Source organism: Cephaloticoccus primus (assembly GCF_001580015.1).
Taxonomy (GTDB): Bacteria; Verrucomicrobiota; Verrucomicrobiia; order Opitutales; family Opitutaceae; genus Cephaloticoccus; species Cephaloticoccus primus.
This window is the reverse complement of record NZ_LSZQ01000012.1, coordinates 86696-103929: the sequence shown is the minus strand read 5'-3', so window position 1 is coordinate 103929 and position 17234 is coordinate 86696. Positions and strand designations below refer to the sequence as shown.

Here is a 17234-nt window from a genome sequence, read left to right as displayed (position 1 = left end):
TATGGCTTATCTAGAATTACAAAATATACAGAAGCGGTTTGAGGAGACTTTAGTCATTCGCGGTGTCGATCTCACCATAGAGAAGGGCGAGTTTATTGTTTTCGTCGGCCCGTCGGGCTGTGGTAAATCGACCTTGCTGCGCTTGATCGCGGGGCTGGAGGAGATTTCCGATGGCAAGCTTTTCCTCGATGGCGCGGATATTACGAATCGCCCCACCGGGGATCGGGATCTGGCGATGGTGTTTCAAAGCTATGCGCTCTATCCGCATATGAGTGTGTACGACAATATGTCGTTTGCACTTAAGCTCGCAAAAGTGCCACAGGAGGAAATCGCCGAAAAGGTGGCCCGTGCGGCGGCAGTTTTGAATCTGGAGCCGTATCTGAAGCGCACACCGAAGGAGCTTTCGGGCGGGCAGCGGCAGCGGGTGGCGATCGGGCGCGCGATTGTGCGCGAGCCGAAGGTGTTTTTATTTGATGAGCCGTTGTCGAATCTGGATGCGGCTTTGCGTGGCAATACGCGTGTGGAAATCCACAAGCTGCACAAGAGCCTGGGCGCGACGACGATCTATGTGACTCACGATCAGGTGGAAGCTATGACGCTGGCGGATCGGGTAGTCGTCCTCAGTAATGGAAATATCGAGCAAGTGGGGACGCCGCTGGAGCTCTACGACCGGCCAGCAAATCGCTTCGTCGCGCAGTTTATCGGGATGCCCTCAATCAACTTGGTGGCCGCGGATGCCCTGCCGGCGTTTTCGGCACTTACGGGCGGGCGCTTGCCGACCGATGGCACGCTCGGGATTCGCCCGGAGGCGCTGCGCGTGCAGCCGCTGGGGAAGGGCGAGCCCGCCGCGCCGCGCGGGAGCCTCGGCGGGCGCGTCGAGCTGGTGGAGTCGCTGGGCGCGGAGACTTTGATCTACGTCGAGGTCGCTGGGGTTTCGCTGATCGCCCGCCAGAGTGAGCGCAGCGCCCTGAGGCCGGGGGATGCGGTCGGCGTGAGTGTCGAGGCGGGCGCGCCCTTGCATCTGTTCGATAAAAGCGGGCGCGGGCTGCTGTGAGGCCCGGGCCTGTGCGGCAAGCCATGTCTGCTGCTCATCCGGAGTCGGGCATGCGCTACGCGTTTGTTCCGCACATTGCGTCACCCGACTTGGGGGGATGGTTCGCTCAACTTTTACCGAGAAGGTGACACAGGCTGCCTTTGCTGAATAAGGGAAAGTACTTGGCCCCTTTTTTCTCGCAGTGTTGTGGCTGGTACGGTCTGAGTTCGGGCCCCACCATGGCACGCTCCCAACCCATCCCCGGCTCGACAGGTGCTATTTTGCGCGAATTGCCCTCGGCCTACGTCCCGCACGCGGCGACGGGCCTGCTGCACTTGCCGCGTTTTATTGCCAAAGCGAAATACGTAAAAACGCACGGCGCACTGCCGCCGAGCTACGCGAAAAACTACAAGCGCGGGATGGATGGCTTCCTGTCGCTGCACCTTGGGGTCGAGCCCGACGCTGTGGAGCGCGTGGTGCACGGGGCGGAGAGCGACGCGCAAATCGATGCGGGGCTGCTGGCGCTGTTCCCCGCCGACCTGCGGGTGGCCGAGTGGAACCGGTGGTACGTGCAGCGCGGCCTGAGCGGGCCCGGGCGCGAATTCCTGACTGAGGCACTCACAAACATGGGCTGCGCCGACCGCCTCGAAGACATTCTCACGCTCCCCGATCTGCTCGAATTCGACGAAGGCCGCCTCACTTGATCGGCGCGTCGCCTGGCAGGGGGCTTCTTGTGTATTTGGTGGTGTGGTAAAAAAAGAAGAGCCGCCCGGAAGGGCGGCTCTCTTTTTTCAAGTTTTTGAAGCAGGCGTTTTGGGGCTTACCTCTTCTTTTTGGCCGGAGCTTTCTTGGGGGCGGCGGCCTTTTTGGTCACTGCGGGTTTCTTTGCAGCGACCTTTTTAGCGGCTGGTTTTTTCGCTACCGTTTTCTTGGCGACTGCCTTTTTCACCGCGGCCTTTTTGGCGACTGGCTTTTTGGCAACCGCTTTTGCGGCACTTGCTTTCTTGGGGGCCGCTTTTTTCACCACTGCCTTTTTCGCAGCAGGCTTTTTTGCGACGACTTTTTTGACGGCTGCTTTCTTCGCGACGGCCTTTTTGGCTACCGGTTTTTTAGCGACAGGTTTCGAGGCCGTGTTTTTTTTGGGCGCTGCTTTTTTTGCCATGCGGTTGCTCCAGTTTTTGGGCGTTTCTTGTTTGTTGTGAAATCTCTCACTGCGGCAAAGGGAGCTGCCGCCGTGCGAGCCTTGTCGCGGCAAGCTCAGGGATCTGTTTATTTCGCGCAATATAAATGCGGCGGGTTTTGCGTATTTGATCGGTGGGGCTTACGCGAAGCTTTCGAGGTCGATTGGCGTAGGGCTGTTGCGCGCGATGGTCTCGCGCAGTGTGTCCAGGTTTTGGCGGACGAGGTCGCCCATCGATCGGCAGCGCAGGTACTCGCTGCGCTGGAAGTGCTCGGCGAGTTCGGCGCGCAGGTGGTGGATTTTTTCAAGCGGCGCGATCGGGTCTGCACTCATTTGCTGGAGCAGCTCGGCGAGGCGGAGGCGTGCGAGGTCGGCGCGCTGGACGAGCAGGGTCTGCTCTTCGCGTTGGTATTGCAGGGCGGTCTGCACGTGCAGGTGTTTGGTGCAGTAGCGGACGAGCGGGACGTTCTCTTTGAAGAATTGTGGGAGGTAGAATTTCTTCCGGCCGTTGTAGGACTGCTGGTCAAAGTCCATCGCGCGGATGCGGACTTGGGCGGCTTCGAAATCGGGTGTGATGACGAAGACAAAGTTGTAGGCGCGCATGTCGCCGAGCAGCCGCAGGAAGCAGCGTTCGTTAAACTTCACGAGTTCCTTGGCGACGCGCACGGGGCGCAGCTCGGGCGAGCGCATCCAGGTGTCGATAAACACGTCGCCCGGGATGCCGGCGATGTGCTCTTCGATCAGGGTGTTGTCGTGGGTGATGAAGTTCAGGCGGCTGGGCGAGAGCAGGTGCTCGAGCTCCAGTCCGTAGAGGCGCGAGGCGTCGGCGCGCTTCACATAGAAGTAGTCCTGGTTGTCGTTGTAGGAGTTGACGATTCGCACGCGAAAGGGCGTCGAATTGCCGAAGCTGCAGTAGTCCACGCGGTCGATGTACAGGTGCTGGACGACGCTCTCGTCGCCATCGACCTTGAGCAGGGCGTAGGTGGTCTTGAGCCCTTCGTAGAGCGGCTCCATCTCGTCGCGCCGGTAAATGACGCTGTCCCAGAGCGTGGGCTGCCCCTCGCGATTGAGCAGGGGCATCGTCTCGTGGAAGTCGCAGAGCCGCTCGTAGCTGATGGGCAGGGGGCGCTCGCGTTTGTAGCGGTGCAGGTAGCGGCGCAGTCCGGCGTTTACCGGAAAGCTGGGTTTGCGCGGGGTGGGGGCTTCGGGGGCTGCGGCCGCGTCTTCGTTCATGTTGCGCCAGCTAATCACACTGGCTCGAAGAAGCGCGCAAGCGCGGCGCGTGGGGGTGGGACTTTTAGCGGGATGCCGCCTTTGCGCAGTGACTCGGTCGCGGTGCAGCCCGCGGCCACGCTCTCGCGCGCGGCGAGCGGCGAGGTGTCGGTCGCGCCGCCTTCGCGCGCGTAGCGCAGAAACTCGGCGATGATGAGCGGATCGGCGCCGCCGTGTGTGCCGCGCGCGAGCGGGATTTTGTAGGTCGCGTCTCCCGCTGCGTTGTAGCCACTGCGCTTATTCCAGAGGCGGATGTGCGTGCCCGCGCCACCGTTGCCAAAATTTTCCAGTCGCCCCTCGGTGCCGATAAGCGTGTAGCTGCGCCAGTAGTCGGGCGTGTAGTGGCACTGCGCGTAGGTCGCGTAGACGCCGTTGCTGAGCCGCATCTGCATCGTGCTCAAGTCCTCGACATCGATGCGATGGTTGAGCCCGCGTTGCCGCGTCGGCGGGAAGGTCGTGAAGTCCATCCCCTTGACCGCGACGCCTGGCCGCGGGCCCTTGGTGGCGGGCGCGCGGTCGGGCAAGCCGCCGTAGAGCGTGAGCCCGCCGAGTGCGTTGACCAGCCGCGTGTAGCCGTCGCAAAGCCAGTGAATGACATCGATGTCGTGCGCCGCTTTCTGGAGCAGCAGGCCGTTTACGTAACGGCGCTCCGCATGCCAGTCGCGGAAGTAAAAATCGCCACCGTGGCCGACGAAGTGCCTGCACCAGCACGCCTTCACTTCGCCAATCGTCCCCTCGTCGATCAGCGCCTTCATCTTTCGCACGAAGCCCATGTGCCGCATGTTGTGGCCGAGGTAGAGCCGTGCGCGGTGCCGCTTGGCCGTTGCGAGGATGCGGTCGCAGCCGGTGATCGTCAGCGCCATCGGTTTTTCCAGATAAACGGCGAGGCCGCGCTCCAGCGCGGCGACGGCCTGCTCCTCGTGCAGGTAGTCGGGTGTCGCGATGATGACGGCGTCGAGCGCGGCGGATCGGGCGTGGTCGATCAGCTCGCGATAATCGCGCGTGAGGAAGGGCGATTTATCGCCGTGCGCGAAAGTTCGGGCGGCGGCGTGAAGGGCCTCAGGCGCCACGTCGCAACACGCGACGATCCGCGCGCCTTTTCCGGGGCGGTGAGCGATTTTTGCAAGGCTGCCACCGCGGCCAGCCGCGCCGATGAGTCCGATCCGCAAGTCTGATTTCTTCATGGGGGTAATTGGGGGAGTTGGGGGCGCTCTGATGTTTTCCGGAGGGGCGCGTTTATGACTCCCAAGCCCCCGTGCGTTGTCACGGAGCAAATGGCTGCGGAACTTACTGGGATGCCTGGCTGCGGGGTGGCGCCATTTGGTTAGCTAAATTTTAGATAGTTAATTAACTAGTGCTTGTTTTTGGGGACTGAGGTGTTAGCGCTCGCGGCCTGATGTTCAGGAAAACACCCACACCCAAATTCTCTCTTTCTCCCCAATACCTTTCCGGCGCGGTGCTGGCTGCGGAGGCTGATGTGCCTGTCGAAGGGGGCCACTCAAGTGGGTCCGACGGCGAGGCAGCGACTCGCCGCCTGGTGAGCCAGTCGAAGACTGCGGCGACTGTTGCGCTGCGTTACGCCGCTCGGGCGGCCTTGGCCTTCGCGATTCTCGCGGTCGGTGCGGGCTCGCGGGCGGGCGCGCAGTACGATGCGGCGCTGGATTTGCCGGACTTGGAGGTCAACTCGCCGCGCGTGGCGATTCCCGAGCCGACGGGGACTTTTGCGATGCCGGTCTCGGCGTTGCGCTACGAGCCGCTGGTCGATGTTCAGGGGCGCAATCTCGCCGAGGGGCAGGCGGACATCATCATCCGCGGCGGCGTTTTTGAGAACACGGGGTTTCGCATCGGCGCGGCGACGTTGAGCGATCCGCAGACGGGGCACTACTTTGCGGAGCTGCCGATCGCGCCGCAGATGCTGGGGCTGCCCGCAGTGCGCACGGGCGCGGCCAATGCGCTGGGCAGCACCAACGTGGGGGTGGGCACGATTGCGTACCAGTGGCGGGCACTATCGTCCAACCAGAGCGATGGCTCGCTGTCGCTGGGCGCGGGCGAGAACGCGCTGTGGCGCGGGTCGCTCTACCAATCGGGCGCGGTGGACCTGGGCGGCTTGCGCGGGCGGCTGGCGAATCTTGTGGGGCGCGGCGCGAGCCTCGGCGGCGACGTGGACTATTCGCGTTCGTCGAGCGACGGGCCGCTTGAGTATGGCGACCACGATTTCGAGCGTTTCGCGGGCCGCGCGCAATTGCGCACGGCGCAGAGCCAGACGGATTTGCTCGTCGCTTATCAGAGCAAGTTCTTCGGTTGGCCAAACCTGTACACGCCATTTGGCGTGGCGGAGACCGAGAATTTGCAGACGAAGCTCGCGATGCTGAACCATCGGATCGAGCGCGCGGGCGGCGGCCACTTCGAGGCGAGCGCGTACTACCGGCGCAACAAGGACGACTACGAATACAACCGGCTGATCCCGGGCCTGTTTAACCCTTATCTGCACACGAGCCGGATGCGCGGCGTGGCCTTTGAGGGGCGCGAGTTTCTGGGGGGCGGCAGCGGCGGCAGGAGCGGCGGTGCTGGCAGTGAGGGTGCCCGCGCGAGCGAGGCGCCAAACTGGGATGGCGATTGGTCGCTGCGCTACCGCGCGGAGTGGCTGGGAGATTCGCTGGAGAGCACATCGCTTAACCAGGGCCACTACAACGACCGCAACACGTACAAGCTGACGCTCGCGGCGACGCGCGAGTGGGCCGCGCGCTCGGGCGGCGAGTGGCAGGCGACGCTGGGCGGGGCCTGGGACGACTCGAACCGCGACTCGGGCACGTTTTCGCCGGTGGTCGAGCTCGCGCACCTGTTTCCGGCGGGCTCGCTGTGGCGCTCGCTCTCGCTGGGCTACAGCGAGGCCACGCAACTGCCGACTTACACGTCGCTCAACGCGTCGCCGTCCGGCGGGCTGTTTCGCGGGAATCCCGATCTGGGCCGCAGCACGAGCCGTAACGTGGAGTTGAGCGCGACGGCCGCCGGGCTCGTGGGCTGGCAAGTGAGCACGGCGGTGTTTCACCGCTGGGATGATTCGCTGGTGGACTGGACTTTTAACACCGGCTCGCCCGCGGCGCGCACGGCCAACGCGGTGGACATCCGCACCACGGGCGCGGAGCTCGTGCTGCGCGGAGAGTGGGGGAGCGGCTCGGTGACGCTGGGCTACACGGCACTGACGAAGGACGCCGACTATCGGGACGGCACGGTCGATGCGAGTTTCTACGCGCTGAACTACGCGCGCCAACGGCTGACGGCGGCCTTTGTCTGGCGCTTCGTCGATCGCTGGGAACTGCGCATGGATAACGATGCGCGTATCCAGGCGAAGAACGCGCTGCGCACAACCGGCGGGCGGCAGGCGCTGCGCAGTGCGTTGGCACTGGTCTGGAAGCCCGAGGGGATCCGGGGCCTGGAGCTGGCCGCACAGGTCGATAACCTGTGGGACTCCGATTATCAGGAGGTGCCCGCCGTGCCCGCCGCCGGCCGCCAGCTCTCCTTTAGCGCGCTCTACCGCTGGTAAAGACGGCGGCCCTACGCGGGCAGCGGTGGCGGGTCGCCACTCCCATTCAATTTGCGATTTTGCTCGTGCGCTTTGCACCCGAACAAAATCGCAAATTCACATGAATTCCCCCCTGTCGCATTGCGAGGGTTGCAGACTCTTTTATTTGGCGAGCCGCTCGCCCTCCCGCTTGGCGGCTCGTAAGGTATCCAGCACGGGTACGTATGAAGCGGATACCCATTAGGGCGATTTTTTCGGTTAACGGGTTATAGCCCGACCGAAGGTCGGGGAGCTTATTCAACTGTGCGGCTTGTGTGTCGGGCGTACCGCCCGACACACAAGCCGCACAGTAAATGGCACGTGGCGCCCCGCCACTGGAGTTTCCGGTTCTTTTATCTGGCGTGGCAGGGGCTCTGGGGCTTTGTGGCGCGCATGCCGTTTTCCCCCAATCCGTTTCTCGACCCTGCCTTTGAAATCCGCTGGGCGGTTTGCCGCGCCGAGCATGTGGAGCCCGCGATCAGCGAAGCCCTCGCGCAAGCGCGCGCGGCGATTGAGAAGATCGCGACGCAGCCGCTCGGCGAGCTGAGTTTTGCGAGCACCTTTCTTGCGCTGGAGCAGGCCACCGAGCTGCTCGGCACGGCCTGGGGCCGGGTGACGCATTGGCAGTCCGTGGCAGATCACCCCGAGCTGCGCGAGGCGCACAACAAGATGCTGCCGCAGGTCAGCGAGTTTTACGCGTCGGTGCCGCTAAACCCCGAGCTGTGGCAGCGGCTAAAGGCGTTTAGCGAGAGCGGCGTGGCCTCCTCCGTGCAGGGGATCGAGCGGCGCTTGCTGGAGGAGACTGTGGCGGACTTTCGCCAGGCGGGCGCAGACTTGCCCGAGGCGCAGCGCACGCGCCTGGCCGCGCTCCAAAGCGAGCTCGCCCAAGCCACGCAGAAGTACTCGGAAAACGTGCTCGATGCGACCAACGCCTGGGAGCTGATCGTCGAAGACGAAGCGCGCCTCGCGGGCCTGCCCGAGCACGCGAAAGACGCCGCGCGCGCGAGTGCGCAGCGGGCGGGCCGCACCAGCGGTTGGCGCTTCACGCTGCACCAGCCCTCGCTGGAGCCGGTGATGGTGTACGCGGAAGACGAGGCGCTGCGGCGCGAGTTGTGGGAGGCCTCCGCCGCGGTGGGCGCGCGCGAGCCGCACGATAACACGGCACTGGTCCGGCAGATCCTCGCGCTGCGCGCCGAGAAGGCCGCGCTGCTCGGCAAGCCGCACTTTGCCGACGTCGTCCTGGAGCGGCGGATGGCGCAGAGCGGCGCGCAGGCGCTGGCTTTTGTCGAAGACCTGGCGGCGCGCACTTCGGAGGCGTTTTTGCGCGAGGCGCGCGAGCTCGAAGAATTCAAGGCCGCGCAAACGGGGGCCTCCGAAGTCGGACGACTCGCGCCGTGGGACTTGGCGTTCTGGGCGGAGAAGCTGCGCCAGCACAAACACGCCTTCGACGCCGAGGCGCTGCGCCCGTACTTCCCGATTGAGCGGGTGCTCGAAGGGCTCTTCGAGCTCGCGCGCCGCGTCTTCGGCGTGGTGGCGCGGCCGCGCGAGCCCGCGCCCGAAGTCTGGCACGCGGAGGTGAAGTTTTACGACCTGTTCGACGAAAAGTCGGGCGAGCAGCTCGGCTCGTTTTACACGGACTGGCATCCGCGCGACTCGAAGCGCGGCGGCGCGTGGATGAACTACCTGTGCACGGGCGAGCGGCCGGGTAGTACGCGCGGCGCCCCGCGCACGCCGCACCTCGGCCTGATCTGCGGAAACCTGACACCGCCCGTCGAGGGGCGCCCCGCGCTGCTGACGCATCGCGAAGTCGAGACCGTTTTCCACGAGTTTGGCCACCTGCTCCACCACCTGCTGGGCGAGGTGCCGATCAAGTCGCTAAACGGCGTCAACGTCGCCTGGGACTTCGTCGAGCTGCCCTCGCAAATCATGGAAAACTGGTGCTGGGAGCGCGAGTCGCTCGACCTCTTCGCGCGGCACTACGAGACGGGCGAGCCGATCCCCGAGCCACTCTTTGCGGCCATGGTGGGGGCGCGCAACTTCCGCTCGGCGACGTTTCTCGTGCGGCAAATCAGCCTGGCGAAGCTCGACCTGCTGCTCCACATCGACAGCGCGCGCTACCTCGCGGCGGCCGACATCGAGGCCGCGATCCGCGCCGATACCGCTGCGCTGCTCGTGCCGGCCGATCCGCCGGTCCCCACGGCGCTGAGGCGCTTCAACCACATATTCTCCGACCCCGTGGGCTACGCGGCGGGCTACTACTCCTACCAATGGGCAGCCGTGCTCGATGCCGATGCCTTTACCCGCTTCCAGCGCGAAGGCCTCTTCAACCAGAAGACGGGGCGCGAGTTTCGGCAAAAGATCCTGAGCCGTGGCAACGCCGCGCCTGCCGCAGAGCTTTACCGCGACTTCATGGGCCGCGACCCCGAGCTCCAGGCGCACCTCACCCGCCAGGGCGTCTGAGGCGGTCTTCGACTGTTTCATTTGGTGAGCCGCCCTCCCTCCCGCCGGCCTGGCGGCTCGTCAGGTGCCCCGCTCACGCGCGAATGAAGCGGGATACCCATCGGGGCGTTTTCCGTTGGTTTACAGGTAAACGCTTCGGGTGCGCTCCCTGCGGTTGTTACGCACTTTATGCGTAGTGCCCGGGGGCGGGTTTCGGGTTTACACGTAGCTGGGCCGCACGCATTTACCGCATACCATGATTATTGCAGATATTGCCAAAATCCCGGGTAACCAGTTTCCCGCAGGCCGTTGGGGACGTGGGCTGGCGGGGCAGGCCGGACAACCGATTCCCGCCAAGGGTTTCGTCATGGGCTACGTGATCCTCGAACCCAATGGTGGCCAGGTGCCCTGGCATAACCAGGAACAGGAGGAAGTCTATATGGTGCTCCAGGGGCGCGGCGAGATCTGCGTGGGCGAGGAGCGCAGCGAGATCACCGCCGGGCAGATGGTGTACATGCCGCCGACGGTTTTTCATCAGCTCACCAATATCGGGGATTCGCCGTTGCACATGATGTATTGCTACAGCCCGGGCGGCGATGTTGCGCACTGGCGTCAGGAGCTCAGCGGCACGCTGCCGCGCGCGGGTGAGGGCGAGATCCCGCCGCTGCCCGCCGGCGCGCAGCCGCAGTACACGGCGGCTCCTGTCGCCAAATAAAAGGGTCGAAGACCCACTTTTTTTGCGAGCCGCTCGCTGGCGGCTCGTCAGGGTCGCCACATGCCGTTTAATTTGCGATTTTGCCCGTGCGCTTTGCGCCCGAACAAAATCGCAAATTTAAAGACTCCTCCCAGTCGCGTTGCGACTGGGTTTGAAGCATCAAATGCAAATGAAGCGGGAAACCCATTTGGGCGGATTTTTTGGTTAACAGGTAAAAACGCAGAACCAGACGGTGCACCGACGAGTGCACCGCCCAATAAAACGGTCGAAGGCCGCGCCCTCCCATCCCCCGCGTAGGGGGAGCTGCCTTCGCTGCGGTGCGGACGGCGCGGGTTGGCCATCTGCGTGGTTTTGCGCTTTCGCCTGCGTAGGGTTGCGCTTAGGGCTCGGGCCATGATCACACACAAGGTCGGCATCGTCATGAACGGCGTCACGGGGCGCATGGGTACCAACCAGCATTTGCTGCGCTCGATAAAGGCGATCATCGACCAAGGCGGCATAAGGCTGGGTGACGCCGAGGTGATCATGCCCGATCCGATCCTTGTGGGGCGCAGCGAGGCGAAGCTCGCGGCACTGGCCGCTCGCGCGGGCATCGCGCGCTACACGACCGATCTGGCGGCGGCGCTCGCCGATGCGCGTAACCAAGTCTACTTCGACGCGACGCTCACGGGCCAGCGGCCGGTCGGCGTCCGCCAGGCAATCGCGGCGGGCAAGCACATCTATTGCGAAAAACCCACCGCGACGACCTCCGCCGAAGCCTTCGCGCTCGCCGACGAGGTCGAGGCTGCCGGACTCAAAAACGGCGTCGTGCAGGACAAGCTTTGGCTGCCCGGGCTGCTCAAGTTGAAGTACCTGATCGATACCGGTTTTTTCGGAAAAATCCTCAGCGTGCGCGGCGAGTTCGGCTACTGGGTTTTCACCGGCGAGCACGAGGCACTCCAGCGCCCGTCGTGGAACTACCGCAAGGAGGACGACGGCGGCATCATCGTCGACATGCTCTGCCACTGGCAGTATGTGATTCAGAATCTCTTTGGAGAAATCGAGAGCCTGAGCTGCCTCGGCGCGACGCACATCCCGCAGCGTTGGAACGAGACCGGGCAGTCCTACACATGCACGGCGGACGATGCGGCCTACGCGACTTTTCAGCTAAAGAACGGCACGATCTGCCACTTCAACTCCTCGTGGTGTGTGCGCGTCGATCGCGACGATTTGCTGACGCTCCAGGTCGATGGGACGCAGGGCTCGGCGGTCGCTGGCCTGCGCGATTGCAAGGCGCAGCCGCTCGCCGCCACGCCGCGCGCGATCTGGAATCCCGACATCGACAGCCCCATCGACTACAAGTCGGGCTGGTCGCGCGTGCCGACCAACGCGGTGTACGACAACGCCTTCAAGGTGCAGTGGGAGCTGTTCCTGCGGCATGTGGTGAAGGGCGAGCCTTTCCGCTGGAGTTTGCGCGAGGGGGCGAAGGGCGTGCAGCTCGCCGAGCTCGGCCTGCGCTCCTGGGCCGAGCGCCGTTGGGTGGATGTCTAAGGGCGGTGAGACCTTGGGTACTCGGGCTCGCGCGACATCGGGTAAATGGCACGGTCTTCGTGCCGTTTCATTGTGCGGTGCACTCGTTGGTGCACCGTCCTGCCCCTCCCGCCCCTCCCGCCTAAAATCGCAAATTGAAAGATCCCCTGTCAGGTTGACAGTCGAAGCCCCCTTGACCTTCTGGGGAAGGCTCTAAGGTAAGCGGTGCTCACAATGCTGGCGCACGGTGCGCGCGCGTGCCTTTGTCGAGGTGCGCCTTAATCCCTCTCCCTCTTTTACCATGCTGATCTGGATCATTCTCATCATCGTCCCGATGCTCTTCGGACTTTATGCGCAGACGCGCGTGCGCAGCGCGTACAACAAGAACGTGCGCATCCCCTCGCGGGGGCGGATCACGGGGCGCGAGGCCGCCGAGGCCGTCATGCGCTCGGCGGGGATTCACGATGTGGACATCATCAAGGTGCCCGGGGAGTTGACCGACCACTACGACCCGATCCGCCGCCGCCTCGCGCTCTCCGAGATGAACTACCACGGCACGAGCCTGGCGGCGCTCGGCGTCGCCGCGCACGAGGCGGGCCACGCCATCCAGCACAAGGTCGGCTACTCGATGATGAAGGTGCGGCAGACGATGGTGCCCGCGACCCAGATCGCCTCCAGCATCTCCAGCTATGTCATCATGGCGGGGATCTTGCTGCTGACTTTTGCGGGCTCGGCCTTCGGCTACAACCTGCTCGCAGTCGGCGCCTGGGCGCTGGGGATCATCGTGGTCTTCCAGCTCGTGACGCTGCCCGTCGAGTTTGACGCTAGCCGCCGCGCGAAGGCGCAGCTCGTGACACTGGGCATCGTCGATAAGGACGAGATGAAGGGCGTGCACGAGACGCTCGATGCCGCGGCGCTGACTTATGTGGCCGCCTTTGTCGCCGCGCTCGGCTCGCTGCTCCACATCTTGCTGATTTTGGCGGGCGGGCGCAGTCGCGATTGATGCGGCACGCGCCGCCCGAGCTTCTCTGGCGGCAGCAGCCCCGCTCCACCGTACCCGCAAGGAATCTTTTGCGTTTTTCCAAAAGCCGCTGCGTAACCGCAGCGGCTTTTTTGTTACCCCCTGTCCCAATGATCTTCCCGCCGATGAACTACCGTCCGAACTACCATTTCTCGCCCTCCGATGGCTGGATGAATGACCCCAACGGGCTCTTCTACCTCGATAGGGTGTGGCACCTGTATTTCCAGTACTACCCGCACGCACCGGAGCACGGGCCGATGCACTGGGGGCATGCGACGAGTCGCGATTTCCTGCACTGGGAGGAGCAGCCGATCGCGCTGTTCCCCGATGCGTCGCGCTACATTTTTTCGGGCAGCGTGGTGGTCGATCATGACAACACGTCGGGCTTCGGCGACGGGACGCGCCCGCCTGTCGTGGCGCTCTACACGGCGCACGATGCGCTGAAGGCGAAGGCGAGCGGGGCCACCGCGCTTGGCACCGAGACACAAGCGCTGGCGTACTCGCTGGATGGCGGGACGACCTGGGCGCACTACGAGGGCAACCCCGTGCTGCCCAACCCGGGTATCCGCGACTTTCGCGACCCGAAGGTGATCTGGGACGCCGAGCGCGGGCGTTGGGTGATGGTGCTCGCTGCGCAGGATCGCGTCCACTTCTACAGCTCGGCGAACCTGCGCGAGTGGGCCTTCCTCTCGGAGTTTGGCGCGGGGCTCGGCGCGCACGGTGGCGTCTGGGAGTGCCCCGATCTGTTCTCGATGCGCGTCGAGCAAGTGCACGGCGAGCCGCCCCCGCCAGACGCGGAGCTGAAGTGGGTGCTCCTCGTGAGCCTGAACCCGGGTGGGCCGCTGGGCGGCTCGGCCACGCAGTACTTCGTGGGCGATTTCGACGGGACGCATTTTCGCCCCGAGAAGAAGTTTAGCCGCCCTGCCAACCGCAGCGGCGAGGCGGTGCCGCCGGTCTTCGTGAGCCGCGCGCCCTCCAGGCAGGCGCTCGACATCATGCGCAGCCCTTACGCGTGGCTCGACTGGGGCCGCGACAACTACGCGAGCGTGCTCTTCAACAATGCGCCCGATGAGCGCCGCGTGATGATCGGCTGGATGTCGAACTGGGACTACGCGAAGAAGCTCCCGACCGCGGCGGCGGGCTGGCTCGGCCAGATGACGATCCCGCGCCAGCTCATCCTGGCGAATACGGCCGTGTCGGGCTACGTCCTGAAATGTCACCCGCCGGAGGAGATCGTAGGCAGCTTTGACCCCACGCGGCGGATCAAGCGTGCGGGCACGCTAAACTTTGATGGACCGCTGCCGAAGGCGGGCATCGCGCCCATCGCCACTTTGATCGAGTCCGGCCAGCTCGACCTCACCAAGGCGGTGATCACGGTGAAAGTCCGGCAGATGACCCCGCTGGGCTGCTACATGTTTTTGCTCTGCAACGAGGACGGCGAGCAGCTCGAAATCACGCATCACAACGGCATCCCGGGCACGCCCGTGGTGATCAACCGCAAGGACTCGGGGGACTGCGAGTTCTCCAAAAAATTTGCGCAGCCAGATGCGGTGGCGCCAATCACGCCGATCAAGGAAGTCGGGCTGCACTGCTCGGAGGCGAACTTCATGTTCGTCCTCGATCGCACTTCGGTGGAGGTCTTCCTCAATGGCGGCGAGCGCGTGGTGACCTCGCTGGTTTTCCCGAAGTCGCCCTACACGATGCTGCTCTACTCGGCGGACGTCCCCGACTCGACCTACGCGATCGATGCCAACGAGATTTCGCTCTGAGCGAGCCCCACGTCGCGGTCAGGCGCGGGGCTGGGCGCCCCGCTTTGCAGCGGGTGCGGGGCAATTATGGATTCGCCCGCGCGGGCGCGGCATGCACGCTGGCCCGCATGCCCCACTCGGAATACCTCCACTCACTCTTTGGTTTAAACGGTAAGGTCGCCGTCGTGATTGGCGGTACGGGCGAGCTCTGCGGCGCAATGGCCGAGGGGCTGGCGGGCGCGGGGGCGGAGGTCGTCCTCGTCGGGCGCAACGCGGAGAAAGCGCAGGCCCGCCTCGACAAAATCGCGGCTGCGGGCGGGCGGGCCTGGTTTCACGCCGCCGAAGCCACGAGCAAGGCCGAGCTGGAGAGCCTGCGCGACGCCGTCCTCAAGCGCAGTGGCCGGATCGACATCGTGGTCAACGGCGCGGGCGTAAACTCGGCGACCCCATTCTTCGACATCGCCGAAGCGGAGTTCGACCGGATCGTGCAGGTTAACCTGAAGGGCGTGTTTCTGGGATGTCAGGTTTTTGGCAAATACCTGGTCGAGCGCGGGCAGGGCGGCTCGATCATCAACCTGGGCTCCATGTCGGCGGTCGTCCCGCTGTCGCGCGTTTTCACCTACTCGGCGACGAAGAGCGCGGTGCACAATCTCTCGCTGAACCTCGCGCGCGAGTGGGCGCCGCAGGGCGTGCGCGTAAACGTGATCGTGCCCGGGTTTTTCCCCGCCGAGCAAAACCGCAAGGTGCTCACGCCCGACCGCATCGAAAACATCATGCGGCACACGCCGGCAAATCGTTTTGGCGAAGCGCATGAGTTGATCGGCGCTACGCTGCTGCTCGCCAGCGACGCCGCGGGCTCCTTCATCACGGGCGAAGAACTCACCGTCGATGGCGGCTACCACGCGATGACGATCTAGCCAGGCGAGAGAGAGCGCGCGCTCCGCCTGCTGGCACCGCGTCCGTTTCCACTGCTCCGGATTTCTCCCCCCCACCGCTGCTCCGCCCACCTCCCTTTATCGCCCCCGCTCCCCCTCTTATGAAAAGGCCCTTCATCCACGATGATTTCCTGCTGCACACGGATGCCGCGCGCGACCTATACCACAGCTTCGCCAAGAGCGAGCCGATCTACGACTACCATTGTCACATCCCGCATCGGCAGATTTTGGAAAACCACCAGTTCGCCGACATCGCGGAGATCTGGTTGGGCGGCGACCACTACAAGTGGCGCGCCATGCGGGCCAATGGAGTGGACGAGCGCTTCATCACGGGAGATGCGGCGCCGCGCGAGAAGTTCGCCGCGTGGTGCGCGACGGTGCCGCGCACGCTGCGCAACCCGCTCTACCACTGGTCGCACCTGGAGCTGTTGCGCTACTTCGGGATCAGTGAGCTGATCAATGCCGACTCGGCGGACCGGATCTGGGCGCAGGCCAACGAGCGGCTGGCGGGGCTGCGTGCGCACGACATCCTCGCGGCCAATCGCGTGGCCGTGGTGTGCACGACTGACGATCCGGCGGACTCGCTCGACGCGCATGCAGCGATTAACGCGAGCGGCGCGCTCAAGACGCGCGTCTACCCGACCTTTCGCCCCGATAATGCGCTGATCGTGGATCAGCCCGCAGCGTTTAACGCGTGGCTCGAAAAACTCGGCGGCGCGGCGGGGATGGCGGTTGGCTCTTTCGAGGATTTCCTCGTCGCGCTGGATCGGCGGCACGCGGCCTTTCACGAGGTGGGCGGGCGGCTCTCCGACCACGGGATGGAGTCGGCGTTTGCGGAGCCGTGTACGGCGGCGCAGGCCGAGGCGATTTTCAAGGCGGCGCGCGCGGGCCGTGCAGCGACCGGGCAGGAGTGCGCGCAGTTTACCTCGTTTCTGATGCTGGAGTTTGGCCGCTGGGATGCGCGGCGCGGCTGGGCGAAGCAACTGCACCTAGGCGCGCTGCGAAACAACAACAGCCGCCTGCTCGCCAGGCTGGGCCGCGACACGGGCTTCGACTCGATCAGCGATGTCCCGCAGGCGCGCGCGCTTAGCCGCTACCTTGATGCGCTCGACTCGACCAACGAGCTGCCGCGCACGGTGATTTACAACCTCAACCCCGCCGAGAACTACGTCTTCGGCACGATGATCGGGAACTTCCAGGACGGCACGATCCCGGGGAAAATCCAGCTCGGCTCCGGCTGGTGGTTTCTCGACCAAAAGGAGGCGATGGAGTGGCAGCTCAACGCGCTGTCCAACCTCGGGCTGCTGAGCCGTTTTGTGGGGATGCTGACCGACTCGCGCAGTTTTCTGAGCTACCCGCGCCACGAATATTTCCGGCGCACGTTGTGCAATCTGCTCGGTGCGGATATGGAGCGCGGCGAGCTGCCGGCAGATCGCGAGCTGATCGGCGGGATGGTGCGCGACATTTGCTTCGCCAACGCGCGCGGCTATTTCCGCCTCGATCTGGATCCGGCCTACGCAGCCTGACGGGCGGCTCGCTCGCCAAAGCTATCCACTGCGCGTGGGGCGGCCCTGCGCGGGCGGCGGGGGACGGTGTCCCCTTCCATTGAATTTGGGAATCGGCCTCGTCGCTGCGCGACGAAGCACGATTCCCAAATTTGCCTCCCTGTCGCGTTGCGACAGGGGTTGAGGCATCAAATGCAGACGAAGCGTAAACCCATTTGGGCGAAGCGAGAAAGTTTGCGGGTTAATCTCCAGCCCGACCGAAGTTCGGGCATTTCCAACTGTGCCGCTTGCTCACCGTGCGTTCCGCACGGTGAG

General features: G+C 64.4%; 13 protein-coding genes. 10 read left to right on the top strand and 3 right to left on the bottom strand.

Features of this window, described 5'->3' with window-relative positions; genetic code table 11:
• Nucleotide 1: 1 nt before the first annotated feature.
• Together AXK11_RS01525 and AXK11_RS01520 are read left to right on the top strand one after the other, a co-directional pair.
• Nucleotides 2–1054 carry an ABC transporter ATP-binding protein gene (locus AXK11_RS01525; protein ID WP_068628622.1) on the top strand — a complete coding sequence of 351 codons (1053 nt, stop codon included), beginning with the start codon at nt 2–4 and terminating at the stop codon, nt 1052–1054.
• 218 nt (nt 1055–1272) lie between these two features.
• Nucleotides 1273–1737, top strand: a complete 465-nt coding sequence (locus AXK11_RS01520) for a DUF5069 domain-containing protein (protein ID WP_068628620.1) — start codon at nt 1273–1275, stop codon at nt 1735–1737.
• A gap of 116 nt (nt 1738–1853) precedes the next feature.
• On the opposite strand, the gene AXK11_RS01515 is transcribed toward AXK11_RS01520, so the two are convergent.
• The 3 genes from AXK11_RS01515 to AXK11_RS01505 form a co-directional block, all read right to left on the bottom strand.
• On the bottom strand, nt 1854–2195 hold the full coding sequence (locus AXK11_RS01515; RefSeq protein ID WP_068628618.1) for a histone H1-like repetitive region-containing protein: 342 nt from the start codon (nt 2193–2195) through the stop codon (nt 1854–1856).
• A 159-nt stretch (nt 2196–2354) separates the two neighbouring features.
• Nucleotides 2355–3446: a hypothetical protein gene (locus tag AXK11_RS01510; protein ID WP_068628616.1), complete on the bottom strand. Its 1092-nt coding sequence runs from the start codon at nt 3444–3446 to the stop codon at nt 2355–2357.
• A gap of 14 nt (nt 3447–3460) precedes the next feature.
• The gene (locus AXK11_RS01505; protein WP_068628614.1) at nt 3461–4669 is read right to left on the bottom strand and encodes a Gfo/Idh/MocA family protein; all 1209 of its coding nucleotides are present in this window, start codon (nt 4667–4669) and stop codon (nt 3461–3463) included.
• A 212-nt stretch (nt 4670–4881) separates the two neighbouring features.
• Between AXK11_RS01505 and AXK11_RS01500 the strand changes: the two genes are divergently transcribed.
• From AXK11_RS01500 to uxaC, 8 genes are all read left to right on the top strand, one after another.
• The gene (locus AXK11_RS01500; RefSeq protein ID WP_156469131.1) at nt 4882–7029 is read left to right on the top strand and encodes a TonB-dependent receptor; all 2148 of its coding nucleotides are present in this window, start codon (nt 4882–4884) and stop codon (nt 7027–7029) included.
• Nucleotides 7030–7440: 411 nt separating this feature from the next.
• Nucleotides 7441–9507, top strand: coding sequence for a M3 family metallopeptidase (locus AXK11_RS01495; RefSeq protein ID WP_068628695.1), 2067 nt, complete (start codon nt 7441–7443; stop codon nt 9505–9507).
• 235 nt (nt 9508–9742) lie between these two features.
• Nucleotides 9743–10201 carry a cupin domain-containing protein gene (locus tag AXK11_RS01490; protein WP_068628612.1) on the top strand — a complete coding sequence of 153 codons (459 nt, stop codon included), beginning with the start codon at nt 9743–9745 and terminating at the stop codon, nt 10199–10201.
• Nucleotides 10202–10594: 393 nt separating this feature from the next.
• A complete protein-coding gene (locus AXK11_RS01485; protein WP_068628610.1) occupies nt 10595–11731 on the top strand; it encodes a Gfo/Idh/MocA family protein in 1137 nt (378 codons plus the stop codon).
• 280 nt (nt 11732–12011) lie between these two features.
• Nucleotides 12012–12713, top strand: coding sequence for a zinc metallopeptidase (locus AXK11_RS01480; RefSeq protein ID WP_068628693.1), 702 nt, complete (start codon nt 12012–12014; stop codon nt 12711–12713).
• A 143-nt stretch (nt 12714–12856) separates the two neighbouring features.
• Nucleotides 12857–14500, top strand: coding sequence for a glycoside hydrolase family 32 protein (locus AXK11_RS01475; RefSeq protein ID WP_197456741.1), 1644 nt, complete (start codon nt 12857–12859; stop codon nt 14498–14500).
• Between the two features lie 107 nt (nt 14501–14607).
• On the top strand, nt 14608–15396 hold the full coding sequence (locus AXK11_RS01470; protein ID WP_068628606.1) for an SDR family oxidoreductase: 789 nt from the start codon (nt 14608–14610) through the stop codon (nt 15394–15396).
• A gap of 119 nt (nt 15397–15515) precedes the next feature.
• Nucleotides 15516–16940 carry a glucuronate isomerase gene (gene uxaC / locus AXK11_RS01465; RefSeq protein WP_068628604.1) on the top strand — a complete coding sequence of 475 codons (1425 nt, stop codon included), beginning with the start codon at nt 15516–15518 and terminating at the stop codon, nt 16938–16940.
• The last annotated feature ends 294 nt before the right edge of the window (nt 16941–17234 follow it).

What these genes read in the sequence shown, in the direction of transcription:
- AXK11_RS01500 (WP_156469131.1), top strand. Translation starts at nt 4,882, where the DNA reads ATGTTCAGGAAAACACCCACACCCAAATTCTCTCTTTCTCCCCAATAC.
- AXK11_RS01520 (WP_068628620.1), top strand. Translation starts at nt 1,273, where the DNA reads ATGGCACGCTCCCAACCCATCCCCGGCTCGACAGGTGCTATTTTGCGC.
- AXK11_RS01510 (WP_068628616.1), bottom strand. Translation starts at nt 3,446, where the DNA reads ATGAACGAAGACGCGGCCGCAGCCCCCGAAGCCCCCACCCCGCGCAAA.
- AXK11_RS01475 (WP_197456741.1), top strand. Translation starts at nt 12,857, where the DNA reads ATGAACTACCGTCCGAACTACCATTTCTCGCCCTCCGATGGCTGGATG.
- uxaC (WP_068628604.1), top strand. Translation starts at nt 15,516, where the DNA reads ATGAAAAGGCCCTTCATCCACGATGATTTCCTGCTGCACACGGATGCC.
- AXK11_RS01485 (WP_068628610.1), top strand. Translation starts at nt 10,595, where the DNA reads ATGATCACACACAAGGTCGGCATCGTCATGAACGGCGTCACGGGGCGC.
- AXK11_RS01505 (WP_068628614.1), bottom strand. Translation starts at nt 4,669, where the DNA reads ATGAAGAAATCAGACTTGCGGATCGGACTCATCGGCGCGGCTGGCCGC.
- AXK11_RS01490 (WP_068628612.1), top strand. Translation starts at nt 9,743, where the DNA reads ATGATTATTGCAGATATTGCCAAAATCCCGGGTAACCAGTTTCCCGCA.
- AXK11_RS01515 (WP_068628618.1), bottom strand. Translation starts at nt 2,195, where the DNA reads ATGGCAAAAAAAGCAGCGCCCAAAAAAAACACGGCCTCGAAACCTGTC.
- AXK11_RS01480 (WP_068628693.1), top strand. Translation starts at nt 12,012, where the DNA reads ATGCTGATCTGGATCATTCTCATCATCGTCCCGATGCTCTTCGGACTT.
- AXK11_RS01470 (WP_068628606.1), top strand. Translation starts at nt 14,608, where the DNA reads ATGCCCCACTCGGAATACCTCCACTCACTCTTTGGTTTAAACGGTAAG.
- AXK11_RS01495 (WP_068628695.1), top strand. Translation starts at nt 7,441, where the DNA reads ATGCCGTTTTCCCCCAATCCGTTTCTCGACCCTGCCTTTGAAATCCGC.
- AXK11_RS01525 (WP_068628622.1), top strand. Translation starts at nt 2, where the DNA reads ATGGCTTATCTAGAATTACAAAATATACAGAAGCGGTTTGAGGAGACT.